This is a genomic window from Desulfobaculum sp. SPO524 (assembly GCF_044987625.1).
Taxonomy (GTDB): Bacteria; Desulfobacterota; Desulfovibrionia; order Desulfovibrionales; family Desulfovibrionaceae; genus Desulfobaculum.
This window is the reverse complement of the sequence record NZ_JBJDSB010000003.1, coordinates 112,464-126,958: the sequence shown is the minus strand read 5'-3', so window position 1 is coordinate 126,958 and position 14,495 is coordinate 112,464. Positions and strand designations below refer to the sequence as shown.

Below are 14,495 nucleotides of genomic sequence, written 5' to 3'. Positions count from 1 at the left end.
ATGACACCTCACATAAAAACCCCGGCACCTTTCGGCACCGGGGCGTTTCCTTCGTTCTCTCTTTTCCGTCAGCTAGCCTTCCCAAGCTCCACGCTTGCGCCTAGGCAAGCCAAGCGCACCGTCTTGGGGATGAGCTGTTCACCGCTCTTGTAGTAGGCCACTTGGCGGCGGCTTATGCCGAGAAGTGCGGCAGCCTTGTCGAGGGTGAGGCTGTGGCGGTCCATCCAGTCTATGAAGTCCTGCGGAGCCATGGCCTCGCCGGACTGGTAGAGGTGGAGTCTCCAGAGCAGATCCGCCGGGACGGCCACATCTTCGCCCCAGTTGATGTCCCACCCCCACTCATCCACTGCCAACTGCCGCCACAGTTCGGCGTCCTCCAGCAAGGAGGCAAACACCTTCTTATGACGGTTCAGGTGACTGGTCAGGCTTACGGTGGCCGTTACGCCGTTATCAAACGTAACGCGCACAGTGTGCGGGGCAAGGGCGCTTGCCGTCTTGATCTGCGGAAGTTCATGCTTCTTAGCCATGCCTGCCTCCTTGCTAAGCATTCAGCCTATTCCATTCTGCCCAAAGGGTCGAAGTGTTGGCTTTCGCCCACTCCATAGCCTCGCGGCTATCCATGCGCCCTTTCTGGGCAAGAACATTCAGGGTAGCAATTTCGACCACCAACGCGCCATCTGGCCCAACAATATGGAAATGCGGCGGAAAATGGTCTGACGCGTAGATTCTAATCACGTTGTTTCTAAAGCGTACGATGGTCGGCATTGTGCTCCTCGTTACCACCAAACTAGTGCACTGTTTGCACTCAGTCAAGAAGTCAGTGCAAAGAATGCACTAGCAAGCCCCGGCACCTTTCGGCACCGGGGCTTGTTTTTGTCTTACTCCTGCCCGGAATACAGAGGCAGGAACTTTTCTACATTGTCGTAGATGCAGCGGCTCAGGAGGCGAAGTGCGGGGACGAGGTTGGTTTCGTCGTCTTCGTGGCACTTAGCCAAGGCCTGTAAAGTTGCAGCCGCATCTATGAGATTTGCCACGGCCTCTTGTTGCGTCTCCGTGTTAGTTCAGCCATGACGCATCCCCTTCGGCGTTGGAGATCACCGACGGGGCAGCGGGATGCATGGCCTTGGACAAGGCGTGGAGCTTTTCAGCAAGGTAGTTCAGCGCCACGCTCTCGGCTCCGTCCACCTTTTCGCCGACGTGCTCAAGGACGTCTACGATGTCCCGCAGTTCACTGAAAAGCATTTAAGAGGAAAGCTCGGACATAGAAATGGTCTCAGAAAACTGGACCAGCCGCTAAGGTGGACATAAGCTGTCGCGATGAGGCAGTTCATGTCTAAAAAAGAAGAAAATTCAGTGCCGAGTTCAAGGCTCGGGTCGCGCTTGATGCGATGACCGGGGAACTCACTCTTTCCGAGTTGGCCACCAAGTATGGAGTTCACCCCAATCAAATTTCCCAGTAGAAAAAGCAGGCCAAAGAAGAGGTGGTCTCGTCATTCACTTGCAAGATCCCAAATGATCAGCAGAGCTATGAAACACAAATTAAAAAATTACATGCCCAAATTGGTCAGCTAACGGTGGAAAAGGATTTTTTACAACAAGCCTTCGCCAAAATCTGAGCTGCGCGCGAAGGCGTGGGCTGGTCGATAAGGGCCACCCAGCGCTCAGTATCCGACGGCAGCGCGAGTTGCTGCATTTGAATCGGTCGACGTTTTACTACCAACCTACGGGCGACTCATCTTTCAACGCCTCACGGAAGACGCGTCCACACAGCACTACTGCGCCCCCGGCTTCGGCGCAAGCGGCTGTGGCGGCGCGCTCGCCTGCATTGATGCAAAAATCATTCTCCCCTGCTCCACACAAAAAGGGAACAGCCCATGGGCTGTTCCCTTTGATACTCATGCGGTGGCGCGGCGAAGCGGATTACAATTTGGCGCTGATGGGGGTGAGCCAGGTGGCGACCTCGTCCGCTTCTGGGTCGCCGTCTATTTTAAGGGTGTCGCCAAGGAGGATGGCGCCGAGGGATTCGGATTTTTCTTCAATAACGTCCACCGCGCCGCAAAAGTGCTCGTAGGACGTATCGCCGCAGCCGAAGACGGCAACCTTTTTGCCGCTGAGTCCGGCCTTGTCCAAATCGTCATACAGGGGGATAAAGTCGTCTTGGAGTTCAATTTCGTCGTCGCCCCACGTGGAGCAGCCAAAGAAGACGGCGTCGTAGCCTTCCGCGAGGTTCTCAGCGCTGACATCGCCTGCGCTCTGCACCTCGACAGCATGCCCGCCGTTGGTCAGTGCCTTGGCGATAACCTCGCTCACGCTTTCCGTGTTGCCCGTGGTGGAACCGTAGACGACCAGTACTTTACTCATACAAACCTCTCTGCATATCGAATTGATATCGTGCTCACGCAGAGCACCGGGCTTTCCCGCACGGGGAAAGCAGTTCCATACAGTGAGGCGCCATGTGTGGCAAAAATCCTGTGAGCTCCATGTGCGTCATCTTTCGTCGTCCTTGTGTGTCCTTCTCGTCTTCTCGCGCGTCCAACTCCCGCGTCCCCGCTACCAGCCCGCGCCATGGCGGCGGCAAGGGGGAGGCAGAAGGGCCGCGCGGCGGGCTCGGGCTGGGCGCCCTTCACCTCGTTTCCCCTTGTGTGCTTCACCCCTACCACTCTTGATATTGACTTTCAACATCAATTGGCGCTAGGTGTGAATTTCATCATTCATTCACATCACCCGATTTTTTGGACGGTTCTTGGAGAACACCATGCAGGATACATTGACGGGGATTCCGGAAACCATGCTCATCCCCCTTTGGGCGCGGGCCGTGGAAACCGGCAAACCCCACCCCATCATCCGCGACGAAAAAGCCGTCGAGATGGTCTCTCGCATTGCCTATGACTTTTCGGTCTTTGAAAAATCGTGGATGTCGCAGGTTGGCGTGTCCGTCCGGACCATGCTGCTCGACAACGCAACGCGCGACTTTATCGCCCGCCATCCCGGCGCGGTTATCGTCAACATCGGGGCCGGGCTGGATACGCGCGTGGAGCGCATGAAAAACGAAAACATCACCTTCTGGTACGACCTCGACGTTCAGGAATCCATTGGCATGCGGCGGCAATTCTTTACGGAGGGCAAACGCAACGGATTTCTTGCCGCTTCGGCCTTTGACCACGACTGGATGGACCGGATAGACGCCCATGACAAGCCCGTGCTGTTCATCTGCGAGGGGCTGTTCATGTACATTGACGAGCGGCACCTGCGCCCGTTGTTCCGCCGCCTGGCCCAGCGATTTCCCGGCAGCGAAATGCTCTTTGACATGCTGCCGCCCTTCCTTGTGGGCAAAGGCAAACACCACGACGCCATCAACAAACTGGGCACCCTGAGCGACTTCAAGTGGGGCCTCAAAAGAAGCCGCGACATCGAAAGCTGGAGTCCGGAGCTCACGTTCATTGAGGAGTGGGACTATTACGACTATTTCAAGGACCGCTGGAGATGGTGGGGCTACATCGGCCGGTGCCCCGGACTGCGCCCGTACCTGTCCAACAGAATCGTCCACTTCGGCTTTGCGGCCTAACACCCCGCCCGGCAAACGCGCCGCCCCGGCCTGCCCCCCTTAGCGCGGGGGCACACTGCGCAACCAACAGCGCCCCCGGAACATCTCGTCCCGGGGGCGCCCGCTTGTTGCCTGTTGCGGCAGAGGCGAAGCGCTTAGGCTCCGGCCTCACGGCGCTGCTCAAGCTGCGCCATCAGCGTGTTCAAATCCTCCGCTAGCTGCGCCACGTTGGCGATGGATTCCACGGACTGGTGCACGTTTTCCGAGGTTTCATTCGCCACGCGGTTCACTTCCGTGGTGCTGCGGGTGATGGATTCACTGGCGGATGCCTGCTGGTCCGCCGCCGTCGCGATGGACTGGATATGGTCGGCGGTCTCGCTGACGATGTCCACAATCTGACCCAGTGCCTGGCCTGCGTTGTGCGTCAAATCGCTACTGCGCGAGACAGCAGCGGCCACTTTTTCCATAGCCGCCATATTCGAATTGGCCCCGGCCTGAATGCCGGTAACAGAACCACCAACTTCCTTGGTGGCCTGCATGGTCTTTTCCGCCAGCTTGCGGACCTCGTCAGCAACCACGGCAAATCCGCGCCCGGCGTCGCCCGCGCGCGCCGCCTCGATGGCGGCGTTGAGCGCCAGCAGGTTCGTCTGGTCCGCAATGTCGGTAATAACGTTCATAATCTGGCCGATTTCCTCCACGCGGCGCCCCAAATCCTCAAAGGCAGTCTGCATGGAGTCCACCTGCGTATTGACCTCGGCCGTGGCTTCCACCACCTCATGGACAATATCCGCGCCCTCGCGCGCCTTGCTGCGGGCGACGTCGGCCTCCTCCACGGCGCGGGCGGCGTTGCTGGCCACCTCCGCCACGGTGGCGTTCATTTCCTCCATGGCGGTGGCGGTTTCCTGCACGCGGTCGCGCTGCAGACTGGCGCCGCTATTGATGCCCTGCATCTGCTCGGACAGCTCGTTGGATTCGCGCCCAATCTGCGCGCTGATGCCCGTGGCACGCTGCGCCGCAGTCGTCACTTCGCCAAGGAGCGCCGTCACACGCTGGCGTCCGGCGTCGGCCTCCTCCTGCGCGCGGCGGGCGCTCTCGGCCTGTTCGCACGCCTTGTCGGCCTGCTCTCGCGCCTCGGCCATGCTCACCTTGAGATTGTCGGCCATATGCTGCAGCGCCTTGACCATGTCGCCCACTTCGCCCTTCAGGGCCGAGGCGTCAACGCTGGCGTCGTATTCGCCTGCGGCGATACGCTCGGTGTACGCGGTGGCTTGCCGGAGCGGCCCCAGCACCGCCCGCAGAAGCAAAACGCTCAGCACAACGATGAAGCCCGTGACCACAGAGCCTACAAGAACCACCGTCCGCCGCGCCTCGCGTAGCTGCGCGTCATAGGCCGCGACGGAAGCCTTGTAGAGTTCATCCTTCTGCTTGACCAACGTCCCAAAATGCTTGCGGGACTTCTGGGCCAGCGGCGTGGCGGAACGCCCGTAGTCCGGATACTTCGTGTAACGCTCCGCCTTTGGGAGCCCCCGCAGTTCGCGGGCAAAGCGCCTGCCGTCCTCCACAAAGCCAAGGGCGGCGGACCGGGCCTGCCGCATAAGCTGGCGTTCCTTCTGAGAAGTGGCGGAAGCCTCCAGCACGTCAAAATTCGATTTTATGGCGGCGATGCGCGCATTGAGCTTGCCAAGGTCCTTTTCAATATCGCTGCCCAGCATAATGTTTCGCGTCAGGCGGCTGATATAGTTCACATCGCGCGTGATGGCGAGGGAAGCCATCTGTCCGTCCAAGGCTTCCTGCTTCATGATTTTGAAGTCGCGTTCCACCTGCAATAGTTCCATGAAGGACAGCAGCAAAATGCCCGCAATGGACACAATACAAAAACCAACCACTCCGGCCAGCTTCACTTTCAGCGTCTGAGCACTCTTCAACAAGAGACTTCCCCCTTCCTTTCCTCGTCACGTGATTTTCCCCATATCGCGGGCCTTGTGAAACAAACCACATTCTCAGCAAAAAGGGTTCCACCTTTGCCCACCGCGCGCTATGGAAGCATAACACTCTGATTTATTGGAACATCCCGCCTCGTCCCATTCTGAAAAGCCCCTTTCCTCCGGCCCACACGTGCCAACCACGGGCAACAGTCTGCCTTCTTAAGTTGGCACATCTTCCCGTCATACAAGGAAAAACTCCCAACGCACAGCGCCCCGGCAGAAGGAGCTGTGTCCTTTCCACCGGGGCGCTATAGTGCATGTGATGTGAAGCGTTCTAGAATTCGCAGTTCATGCGCCGGAAGGCTTCTTCGAGGGCGCGGCGCTCCTCACTGCCAAGCTGCGCTGTAATGTCACGTGTGAGTTGCTCATGCAGGGTGTGGTGCTCTTCGGCAAGGGCTTTGCCCTTGGGAGTCAGCTCCACAAGGATGGAGCGGCGGTCCTCCTCATGCGGGCGACGGCGGACCATTTCCAGCCGCTCCAGCTTATCGATCTGAATAGTCAGCGTGCCGGTGGTCACGCCCATGCGCTGGGCAAGCTCCTTCATACGCAGCGGCTCGTGCGTGCCGAGGATTTCCAACGTATGCATCTGCGGCAGGGTCATGCCCTGCTCGCGCACCACGCTCAGCTCCCACGAAGACAGCTTTTCATAAAATTCCACAATCTGATTCGTCAGATTCGATATATCGCTCACTCCGCCTCCTAGGCCATGTCTATATATAACGACCACGCGCCGAAAACCATCGTCATCATCCCCACGGTGCGCATGACCAGCGGTTCAATCCACGGTTGCTGCAAGCGGCGAATCATACTCGTCACCTTGAATATGACAAAAATCACGCCCGCCAAGGCAACGCCGGTGCTCAAGGCATACGCGCCAAACACCCCAACCGCGCGGGGAATGCTGGCCGCATCTATCGCGTAGGAATACATCATGGCAAGTGTTGGGCACGGAACAATAACGTTCACAAAGCCGATGGTGGCCAGTCCAAAGGCGGTTTTGCGGCGGATGTCCCCGTTGTGGCTGTGGTGCCCGTGATGCTGGCATGCGCCGTGGTGGTCGTGGTCGTGCGCATGGTCGTGCGAGCACGTTGCCCCGTGGTGATGGTGCCCGCCGTCCTCATGGTCATGGTCATGATCATGGTCGTGGCTGTGGAGCACCTGGGGCTTCACCAACATAATGGCCCCCAAGATAATAATCAGCCCCGCCGTTACGCAGTCCACCACATAGCGCGCGGACTCCGGCAAGCCCGTCGACAGCGCGCCCAGCGCCACCGCAATGGCAATGCACCCCGCCGCCGTTCCGCTGATGAACGCCGCCGTCAAAAGCGACACGCGCCATCCGCTTTTCTCCCCCGCCACAAAGGGCGCCAGCACCACCCATGAATGCCCGCAGGGATTCACACCATGAATCAGCCCAAGCACAAGCCCACTCTGCACTGCCACAAGAAAATAGGTCCCAGCATCCATACCTACAGCTCCATAAAGTTTGATTTTCAAACTTTCTAGTCTTCGGATTGTTTGAATGTCAAACTAAAATTTCCTCTTTCTGTGTACGCAGTGGCACGCGCGGCCCCTAGCTCTTTGGCAAGCGCCCGCCATACGGGAACAAATTCGAAGGCCACAAAAAAACACATAATCATTTGCAAATACCCGCAAAATTCGAGTAGACACATAGCGGCAACCGTGTTTTTGCATTGCCTCGTTACCGCGCCCGCTCCGCATGGGGAACGCTGCCCCGCGTGGATGGCGCATTGTTCATCCATCAAGGATTCAAGTATGAGCACCCACAAAACCGACAGCCGCTTTGCGCAAGCCAACCGCGAGGCGCTCCTCGCCCTTGGCGCATACGGGCTGTATTTCATCTGGTGGTATGTCTGCGCCTACGGACTGGGCGACGGCGACCCGGACACATACACATACGTGCTGGGCCTTCCCGCATGGTTCTTCTACAGTTGCATCGTTGGCTACCCGCTGGTGGTGGGCCTGTTGTGGGTTATGGTGCGGGTCTTCTTTAAGGACATCCCGCTGGACGACAAGGTCGCCGAGCACAGCGGCACGGACGAGCCGCCCCGAAAGCGCCCCGCCACCACAACGGCCGGGAGCGAAGCCTCATGAGCGTGCACGTTCAGGCCATAATCCCCGTTATCCTGTACCTCGCCTTCTCCTTTGCCGTTGCGCTATGGGCACGGGGCAAGGCCAATGCGCAAAGCTCCTCGCAGGGCTTTCTGGAGGATTACTTCATTGGCGGTCGGTCCATGGGCGGCTTTGTCCTCGCCATGACCATTATCGCCAGCTACACCAGCGCCAGCAGCTTTGTGGGCGGACCGGGCGTGGCCTACGCCCTTGGCCTGAGCTGGGTACTGCTGGCCATGATTCAGGTTCCGGCCACATTCCTGACGCTGGGCGTTCTGGGCAAGCGCTTTGCCATCATGGCGCGCAAGACCAACTCCGTAACGCTGACGGACTTTCTGCGCGCCCGGTACAAAAGTGACGCCGTCGTCATCCTGTGCAGTGTGGCGCTGTTGGTCTTTTTCATGGCGGCCATGCTGGCGCAGTTCATCGGCGGGGCGCGGCTGTTTCAGGCCGTGACGGGCTATCCCTACATCGTCGGGTTGACGCTGTTTGGCATCTCCGTGGTGTTTTACACCGCCATTGGCGGCTTTCGCGCCGTGGTGCTGACGGACGCCATTCAGGGTATTGTTATGGTGGTGGCGGCTGTTGTGGTGCTCAACGCGGTGGTAACCGCAGGCGGCGGCATGAGCCAGTGCATCGCCACGCTGAAGAGCATTGATCCCGGCCTGATCACTCCCACCGGTCCCAAGGACGCCGTGCCTCAGCCCTTTATCCTGTCCTTTTGGATACTGGTTGGCCTTGGCATCCTCGGCCTGCCCCAGACCACGCAGCGGTGCATGGCCTACCGCGACTCGCGCGCCATGCACAACGCCATGATCATCGGCACCGTTATCATTGGCTTCATGATTCTGTGCGCGCATCTGTCCGGCACGCTTGGCCGCGCCGTGCTCCCGGACCTGCCAGCGGGCGACCTTGCCATGCCAAGCCTTATCATGCAGCTCCTGTCGCCGTTTTGGGCGGGCGTCTTCATCGCCGGACCGCTGGCGGCCATTATGTCCACCGTGGACTCCATGCTCCTGTTGGCCTCCGCCGCCATCATCAAGGACCTGTACATTCACTACCGCCTCGGGGGCGACGCCTCGCGCATGACCTCCGCCAGCCTCAAGCAAAAGAGCCTCATCTCCACCTCCGTCATCGGTCTGCTGGTCTTTTTGGCCGCCATTGAGCCGCCGGACCTGCTGGTGTGGATTAACCTCTTTGCCTTTGGCGGGCTGGAGGCCGTGTTCCTGTGGCCCATCATCCTCGGACTGTACTGGAAGCAGGCCAACAGCACCGGCGCGGTGGCGTCCATCCTTGTAGGCGTCAGCACCTTCTTCGTCCTGACCATCGCCAAGCCGGACATGGGCGGCGTGCACGCCATTGTGCCAACAACGCTGGCGTCCCTTGTGGCGTTCGTTCTTGGCTCCTTTGCAGGACCGCCCACACACCCCCGCGTCATCGACCTTTTCTGGGGGGAGAGCCGCTAGGCTCCCCCCTTTTGCCTTTCTCCCACCGCTTTTTCCGTTTTCGCCCACTCCTGCCTCTGCCCAATTCCCCAAAATCGACTATGGCAGGCTGATTTTCGCTGTTCTACAAAGCGGACCCCACCCCTGTCCGCAGGGCGACACTGCCCGCCCAAACTGTGCGCACAGTCACCCGCTGTGGCACAGCTCTCGCCTCTTGCCACCCGTTATTCCTGCATTTTTCTCAATACATCCCTAAGTTTCTCAACAATCCTGTCGATAATTTGTCAAAAGACTTACGTATTTCTCACACAATCCTGCTCTTAAGGAACCGTTTTAGTCAGCGCCGTGCTCCCACGGCCATCAGGAGGCGATCGTGAAGGTGTTTCGAAATCTCAAAACCATGTACAAGATCATGCTGCCGACGACGCTGCTCCTCATCGTCGCGTTTGGCGCAATCGGGTACACCATTTCACAAAAAAGCACGGACGCGCTGCGGCACGTGGCGCAGCGCGAGATGGAGGCCCTTGGCGGAGAATACGGCAACGCCGTCAAGGCGCGCATTGAGGTGGGGCTGAATCAGGCCGAGGCCTTAGCGCGCGCCTTTGCCGGCATGCGCGAAAACGGCGACGTAATGGACCGCGACCTCGCCGTACAGTTGGTCCAAAGCGTTATCGCGAAGAACACGCTCTATCAGGGCGGCAGCACGGGCTGGGAACCGAACGCCTTTGACGGCATGGACGCGCAGTTCCAAAACGCCCCCTACCACGACAAGACCGGGCGCTTTGTGCCCTACGTCTACCCCGAGGGCGGCACGTACAAAGTCACGGCCCTGCCGGAATACGACGTCCCCGGCGATGGCGACTACTATCTGGTGCCTAAGCGCACCCGAAAGTCCTTCGTCACACCGCCCTACCACTACACCATCAATGGCAATGAACTGCTGCTGGCCACCACGTCGGCCCCCATCATGGTCCACGGCGCGTTCAAGGGCGTCGTCACCCTCGACCTGTCCATTCAAGGCCTGAACGACATGGTGGACACCATCACCCCTTACGACTCGGGCTACGCCTTTCTCATGACCCGCGGGGGCAGCGTGGTGGCGCACCCGAACAAGGACTACGTCCTCAAAAATATTTTTGACGTGGTGAACCTGGAACACGAGCGCGACCTGCGCTCCGCCATGGCGCAGGGCAAGCCCTTCTCCAGCGAACACACCTCGCAGGTGACCGGCGAGCGCTCCCTTGTACAGTACATCCCCATCCCCCTCGGGCAGACCGGGCAGTACTGGTACCTTGGCATCAACGCGCCCATCGCGAAAATCACCGCCGAGGCCACGGCGCTGTCGCAGGCCATTATCGTTGCCGCCGTCATCACCGTACTTCTCCTGCTCGTCGCTCTGTACTTTGTGGCGCGCAGCATTTCAAAGCCCATGGGCATCATGGCTCAAACCGCGCAGGAAGTGGCGCAGGGCAACTTCGACGCCAAGGTCGATGCTTCTGGCTTTGGGGGCGAAATTCTCACCCTGCATTCCGCCATGGAGACCATGGTTGCCGGGCTGGTGAAAAACATCTCCAAGGCCGAGGAGATGACCAAAGAAGCCAAGGACCAAACCGCCAAGGCGCAAGTCGCCCTGCGGGACGCCGAAAAGGCGCGCGAAGAGGCGGAAAACGCCAAGCGCGAAGGCATGCTTGAGGCCGCCGACGAACTGGCGGGCATTGTGTCGCAGGTTTCCAGCGCCACCGAAGAACTTGCCGCGCAGATTCAAGAATCCAACCGCGGCTCAGATGTCCAGCGCGAGCGCACCAGTGAAGCCGCAACCGCCATGGAGCAGATGAACGCCAGCGTGCTGGAAGTGGCGCAGAACGCCGGGCAGGCCGCCGAATCCGCTGATCAGGCCCGCAAGGAAGCCGAGTCCGGCGGCGATGTGGTGGGCAACGTGGTCACCAACATCACCCGCGTGCACGAGATGTCCACCAGTCTGGAGCGCAGCCTTGGCGAGCTGGGCGAGCAGGCCGAGGGCATTGGTCAAATTATGAATGTGATTACGGACATTGCGGACCAAACCAATCTGCTGGCGCTCAACGCCGCCATCGAGGCCGCACGTGCTGGCGAAGCCGGGCGCGGATTCGCCGTTGTTGCCGACGAAGTGCGCAAGCTGGCGGAAAAGACCATGGCCGCCACCAAACAAGTTGGCGACTCCGTCAAATCCATCCAGAACGGCACACACACCAACATCTCAAACATGGCGCAGGCCACGGCCGAGGTCACCAAGAGTACGGAACTGGCGCAGCAGGCCGGGGAAGCGCTGGAGCGCATCGTCTCTATCGTTGACTCCACTGCCGATCAGGTCCGCAACATCGCCACAGCCTCGGAAGAACAGTCCGCCGCCAGCGAGCAAATCAGCCACAGCACGGAAGAGGTGAACACCATCGCGCAGGAAAACGCGCAGGCCATGGACGAGTCCACCCGCGCCGTCACGGAGCTGACCACCCTCGCAGGCAGGCTCTCCACCGTCATCGACCGCCTGCGCGACGCCTAACCCCGCCACCCGGCGGCACACCATCGCCCCCAACCACAACCAAAGCCCCCGGCACAAACCGGGGGCTTTTTTGCGCCCTCAAGGGGCGGAAGGGCTAGGCATCCCAATCTATCGCGCCGCAACCTGAACACGTATATCCTTTGTTAATTACCCACTCTACAATCTGTTTTTTAAACGCAAGCAAGCCGACCCCCCCTGTTATAATGGCAATAACTATCGGCATCGCAAACCCTGTGCCTGCAAAAATATACGCAGTCCAAGCCCAGAACCCTCCTAATGGCATGGCACCACCTATGAGACTTACAAAAAAGCCAAGCGTAGTTTCCTCCGTATGCCCGCACTTTTGACAACGAATTTCCATAACTGCCCCCCTCAATTCATTGAGTTTCATCCATTAACTCTTCACACAACACACGCACCTCAAATTATAATATACAAACGCGACGTATCACGCACAAGAGGCTCTTTTCTCTGGCTCAAGCCTCAAAAGGGCAACACTTCTATTTCATTAGCTCATTTTCTTTTTATCTCACCCAACACCACGCTTGAGCCCCAACACGCATTTCGCTATAGCTCCATCCTAAGGGATGAATTCCCTCCCTGACGGCTCACGGCAATGGTGGCCCGGCCACCGTGCATACATGGTGCGCCCACAACACGCCTTCACCCAAGGCTGACGCCGCACGCCCGTACCGGCCATTGCCGCTACAAAGCCATCAGTCACACCGCCTCACATGCAACACATCGATAAGGAACATCGAATGGAACTGGCACTTTTCGCTTTGGTCTGCGGCCTTGCACTGCTTGTTTGGAGTGCGGACCGCTTTGTGGAAGGTGCAGCTGCAACTGCACGCCATTTCGGCATGCCACCGCTGCTCATTGGTATGATTATCGTCGGATTTGGTACGTCAGCGCCAGAGATGGTGGTCTCCGCCCTCGCGGCGGTTCAAGGCAGTCCGGGCATTGCCCTCGGCAACGCCTATGGCTCAAATATCGCCAACATCGCGCTGATTCTGGGCGTTACGGCGCTCATTCACCCCATCCGGGTGCAGTCTACGGTGCTGCGTAAAGAGCTGCCTCTCCTTCTGGCCGTCACCTTGCTCAGCGCCGCGCTGATTCTAGACTTCTCCATCTCGCGGCAAGACGCCGCCATTCTGCTTGCCGTCTTCGCCCTGCTGATGACGTGGACCATTGTCCAAGGGATGAGGCGCAAGCCAGACGCCCTCGGCGACGAAATCGCCGCGCAGGGCCATGAAAAACATATGCCCCTCGCACGCGCGGTTTTTTGGCTTGTCTGCGGCCTTGTACTGCTCATCGCCAGCTCACGCCTGCTTGTCTGGGGCGCTGTTGATATCGCGCGCGTCTTCGGCGTCAGCGACATGGTCATCGGCCTGACCATCGTCGCTATCGGCACCTCACTGCCGGAGCTGGCGTCGTCGGTTATCGCTGCGCGAAAAGGCGAACACGACATCGCCCTCGGCAACGTCATCGGCTCCAACCTCTTTAACACGCTGGCCGTGGTCGGCATCGCCGGATCCATCCACCCCTTTGCCGTGGCGCCGGAGACGCTCACCCGAGACATGCTCCTTATGGGCGGCCTCACCGCGTCCCTGTTCATCCTCGGCTACGGCTTCTGGAACCGCCCCGGCAGAATCAACCGCATTGAAGGAACAACCCTCGTCCTCGTCTACGCAGCCTACACCGCATGGCTCATCCGCTCCGTGGTCGCCACAACCACCTAGGGGCCCTAGGCGCATAACAAAACGGCCCTGTGGCCCACAACGCTCGCCACAGGGCCGCTCCACAACCCCGCCCTCTCTCTCCTTCCTTTTCGTACAAAAAATCTCTCATCTCACAGCAGCACTCTTCGAGAATACAAACTGGCGGGCGATGGACCAAAGACAATGGAAGGCCCCCATTGCCTCAAAAATGGGGGACAGTTGGGGGACAGATGTGGGACTCTTATGGGACTGGAATGAATTTGGGCAAAAGAAAAGGGTTCACGTCGATTGCTCAAATCGTCGTAAACCCTTGATATACTTGTGGTAGCCGGGAAGGGATTCGAACCCTTACTCCATCGCTGGAACCGGATTTTGAGTCCGGCGTGTCTACCAATTTCACCACCCGGCCATATTGGTCCTTGGCGTGGGCCAAGGTATGGGGAAAAGTGCCGTCTGGGAGAGTGTCCTCAGCGGCTGGGACTGGCATTTATATGATGCGCGGCGCGTGGTCAAGCGTTAATCGCGCCATCACCTTGTATCTTTTTGTCATCACCTATAATTTTTGACAAGCGCGTTGCCAACGCCTTGCCCTTCGTGGTCAGGCGCAGGTTTTTGCGGCGGCGTTCGCGGGGGTCCTCTTCTGCGGTGATGAGGTCGTAGCCCGGGCGCTCCTTGATGGTTGCGTGGCGCGGGCCGAGGGTGGTTACCGTGCGCGAGGCCGTGGACTGCGCCATGCCAAGGAATTCCGCAAGCGCGGCCATGGAGCACCCGCCAGACGCCGCAATGTACAAAAACGCGGCCATCTGGTGCGAGGGCATGGTTTCACCGGCCTCACGGCGGAGTTCCTCCACCGCGGCGAGTATTTTTTGCAGGTTTATCAGGTTGTTTGCATTCATCAGAGGCCTTCCGGCGCAAAGGATTATACCGCCATTTCGGGAACGTGGTCCTACGCAAGGGCTTGCACCCCCCGGGGTTCACTATGAAGCCCTTGCTTTTTCGTCAAGCCAATTCGTCATGCGCGCCACGCCGCGCGCCTCCTGCCGCGTCGCCCCCCCCTAATCCTTACCGCCTTCCTGCCGCGCCCCGCGCCTACGCCCCCCATCAAAAGCAGCGATTCCCTGCCGCTGC

15 protein-coding genes, 1 tRNA gene and 1 pseudogene are annotated in these 14,495 nt (G+C 59.2%); 6 read left to right on the top strand and 11 right to left on the bottom strand.

Features of this window, described 5'->3' with window-relative positions; all coding sequences use genetic code 11:
• Positions 1-68 precede the first annotated feature (68 nt).
• The 4 genes from ACI3L3_RS11780 to ACI3L3_RS11765 form a co-directional block, all read right to left on the bottom strand.
• Entirely contained in the window at positions 69-527 is a 459-nt protein-coding gene (locus ACI3L3_RS11780; RefSeq protein WP_404845322.1) for a DUF2442 domain-containing protein, read from the bottom strand.
• Positions 528-540: 13 nt separating this feature from the next.
• The gene (locus tag ACI3L3_RS11775; protein ID WP_404845321.1) at positions 541-765 is read right to left on the bottom strand and encodes a DUF4160 domain-containing protein; all 225 of its coding nucleotides are present in this window, start codon (positions 763-765) and stop codon (positions 541-543) included.
• A 113-nt stretch (positions 766-878) separates the two neighbouring features.
• Complete coding sequence (locus ACI3L3_RS11770) at positions 879-1,034, bottom strand: hypothetical protein (RefSeq protein ID WP_404845320.1); 156 nt, start codon at positions 1,032-1,034, stop codon at positions 879-881.
• A gap of 22 nt (positions 1,035-1,056) precedes the next feature.
• Entirely contained in the window at positions 1,057-1,242 is a 186-nt protein-coding gene (locus tag ACI3L3_RS11765) for a hypothetical protein (protein WP_404845319.1), read from the bottom strand.
• A 107-nt stretch (positions 1,243-1,349) separates the two neighbouring features.
• Here ACI3L3_RS11765 and ACI3L3_RS11760 point away from each other — a divergent pair.
• Positions 1,350-1,460, top strand: a pseudogene (locus ACI3L3_RS11760) (transposase); the annotation flags it as partial.
• Between the two features lie 460 nt (positions 1,461-1,920).
• On the opposite strand, the gene ACI3L3_RS11755 reads toward ACI3L3_RS11760, so the two are convergent.
• Positions 1,921-2,361, bottom strand: coding sequence for a flavodoxin (locus ACI3L3_RS11755; RefSeq protein ID WP_404845318.1), 441 nt, complete (start codon positions 2,359-2,361; stop codon positions 1,921-1,923).
• A 394-nt stretch (positions 2,362-2,755) separates the two neighbouring features.
• Here ACI3L3_RS11755 and ACI3L3_RS11750 point away from each other — a divergent pair, with 394 nt between their 5' ends.
• Positions 2,756-3,565, top strand: a complete 810-nt coding sequence (locus ACI3L3_RS11750) for a class I SAM-dependent methyltransferase (RefSeq protein ID WP_404845317.1) — start codon at positions 2,756-2,758, stop codon at positions 3,563-3,565.
• A gap of 134 nt (positions 3,566-3,699) precedes the next feature.
• Here the strand turns inward: ACI3L3_RS11750 and ACI3L3_RS11745 are convergent, their stop codons facing one another.
• The 3 genes from ACI3L3_RS11745 to ACI3L3_RS11735 all read right to left on the bottom strand — a co-directional run bounded on the left by ACI3L3_RS11745 (position 3,700) and on the right by ACI3L3_RS11735 (position 6,996).
• On the bottom strand, positions 3,700-5,472 hold the full coding sequence (locus ACI3L3_RS11745) for a methyl-accepting chemotaxis protein (RefSeq protein ID WP_404845316.1): 1,773 nt from the start codon (positions 5,470-5,472) through the stop codon (positions 3,700-3,702).
• Positions 5,473-5,803: 331 nt separating this feature from the next.
• On the bottom strand, positions 5,804-6,220 hold the full coding sequence (locus ACI3L3_RS11740) for a MarR family winged helix-turn-helix transcriptional regulator (RefSeq protein WP_404845315.1): 417 nt from the start codon (positions 6,218-6,220) through the stop codon (positions 5,804-5,806).
• An 8-nt stretch (positions 6,221-6,228) separates the two neighbouring features.
• On the bottom strand, positions 6,229-6,996 hold the full coding sequence (locus tag ACI3L3_RS11735; protein WP_404845313.1) for a sulfite exporter TauE/SafE family protein: 768 nt from the start codon (positions 6,994-6,996) through the stop codon (positions 6,229-6,231).
• Positions 6,997-7,305: 309 nt separating this feature from the next.
• On the opposite strand from ACI3L3_RS11735, the gene ACI3L3_RS11730 reads away from it, so the two are divergent.
• The 3 genes from ACI3L3_RS11730 (at position 7,306) to ACI3L3_RS11720 (ending at position 11,646) form a co-directional block, all read left to right on the top strand.
• A complete protein-coding gene (locus ACI3L3_RS11730; protein ID WP_404845312.1) occupies positions 7,306-7,644 on the top strand; it encodes a YhdT family protein in 339 nt (112 codons plus the stop codon).
• The gene (panF, locus tag ACI3L3_RS11725) at positions 7,641-9,128 is read left to right on the top strand and encodes a sodium/pantothenate symporter (RefSeq protein WP_404845311.1); all 1,488 of its coding nucleotides are present in this window, start codon (positions 7,641-7,643) and stop codon (positions 9,126-9,128) included. The genes ACI3L3_RS11730 and panF overlap by 4 nt, the downstream gene beginning before the upstream one ends.
• 352 nt (positions 9,129-9,480) lie before the next feature.
• The gene (locus ACI3L3_RS11720) at positions 9,481-11,646 is read left to right on the top strand and encodes a methyl-accepting chemotaxis protein (protein ID WP_404845310.1); all 2,166 of its coding nucleotides are present in this window, start codon (positions 9,481-9,483) and stop codon (positions 11,644-11,646) included.
• Between the two features lie 94 nt (positions 11,647-11,740).
• On the opposite strand, the gene ACI3L3_RS11715 is transcribed toward ACI3L3_RS11720, so the two are convergent.
• Positions 11,741-12,037, bottom strand: a complete 297-nt coding sequence (locus ACI3L3_RS11715) for a hypothetical protein (protein WP_404845309.1) — start codon at positions 12,035-12,037, stop codon at positions 11,741-11,743.
• Between the two features lie 370 nt (positions 12,038-12,407).
• Between ACI3L3_RS11715 and ACI3L3_RS11710 the strand changes: the two genes are divergently transcribed.
• Entirely contained in the window at positions 12,408-13,388 is a 981-nt protein-coding gene (locus tag ACI3L3_RS11710; protein WP_404845308.1) for a calcium/sodium antiporter, read from the top strand.
• A gap of 301 nt (positions 13,389-13,689) precedes the next feature.
• On the opposite strand, the gene ACI3L3_RS11705 is transcribed toward ACI3L3_RS11710, so the two are convergent.
• Positions 13,690-13,776 (bottom strand) — tRNA-Leu (locus ACI3L3_RS11705).
• Positions 13,777-13,876: 100 nt separating this feature from the next.
• Positions 13,877-14,263, bottom strand: a complete 387-nt coding sequence (locus ACI3L3_RS11700) for a MarR family winged helix-turn-helix transcriptional regulator (protein WP_404845307.1) — start codon at positions 14,261-14,263, stop codon at positions 13,877-13,879.
• Positions 14,264-14,495: the final 232 nt, after the last annotated feature.

Excerpts from the sequence above, each read along its gene's own strand:
- ACI3L3_RS11780 (WP_404845322.1), bottom strand. The coding sequence starts at position 527 with ATGGCTAAGAAGCATGAACTTCCGCAGATCAAGACGGCAAGCGCCCTT.
- ACI3L3_RS11775 (WP_404845321.1), bottom strand. The coding sequence starts at position 765 with ATGCCGACCATCGTACGCTTTAGAAACAACGTGATTAGAATCTACGCG.
- ACI3L3_RS11765 (WP_404845319.1), bottom strand. The coding sequence starts at position 1,242 with ATGCTTTTCAGTGAACTGCGGGACATCGTAGACGTCCTTGAGCACGTC.
- ACI3L3_RS11755 (WP_404845318.1), bottom strand. The coding sequence starts at position 2,361 with ATGAGTAAAGTACTGGTCGTCTACGGTTCCACCACGGGCAACACGGAA.
- ACI3L3_RS11750 (WP_404845317.1), top strand. The coding sequence starts at position 2,756 with ATGCAGGATACATTGACGGGGATTCCGGAAACCATGCTCATCCCCCTT.
- ACI3L3_RS11735 (WP_404845313.1), bottom strand. The coding sequence starts at position 6,996 with ATGGATGCTGGGACCTATTTTCTTGTGGCAGTGCAGAGTGGGCTTGTG.
- ACI3L3_RS11730 (WP_404845312.1), top strand. The coding sequence starts at position 7,306 with ATGAGCACCCACAAAACCGACAGCCGCTTTGCGCAAGCCAACCGCGAG.
- panF (WP_404845311.1), top strand. The coding sequence starts at position 7,641 with ATGAGCGTGCACGTTCAGGCCATAATCCCCGTTATCCTGTACCTCGCC.
- ACI3L3_RS11715 (WP_404845309.1), bottom strand. The coding sequence starts at position 12,037 with ATGAAACTCAATGAATTGAGGGGGGCAGTTATGGAAATTCGTTGTCAA.
- ACI3L3_RS11710 (WP_404845308.1), top strand. The coding sequence starts at position 12,408 with ATGGAACTGGCACTTTTCGCTTTGGTCTGCGGCCTTGCACTGCTTGTT.
- ACI3L3_RS11700 (WP_404845307.1), bottom strand. The coding sequence starts at position 14,263 with ATGAATGCAAACAACCTGATAAACCTGCAAAAAATACTCGCCGCGGTG.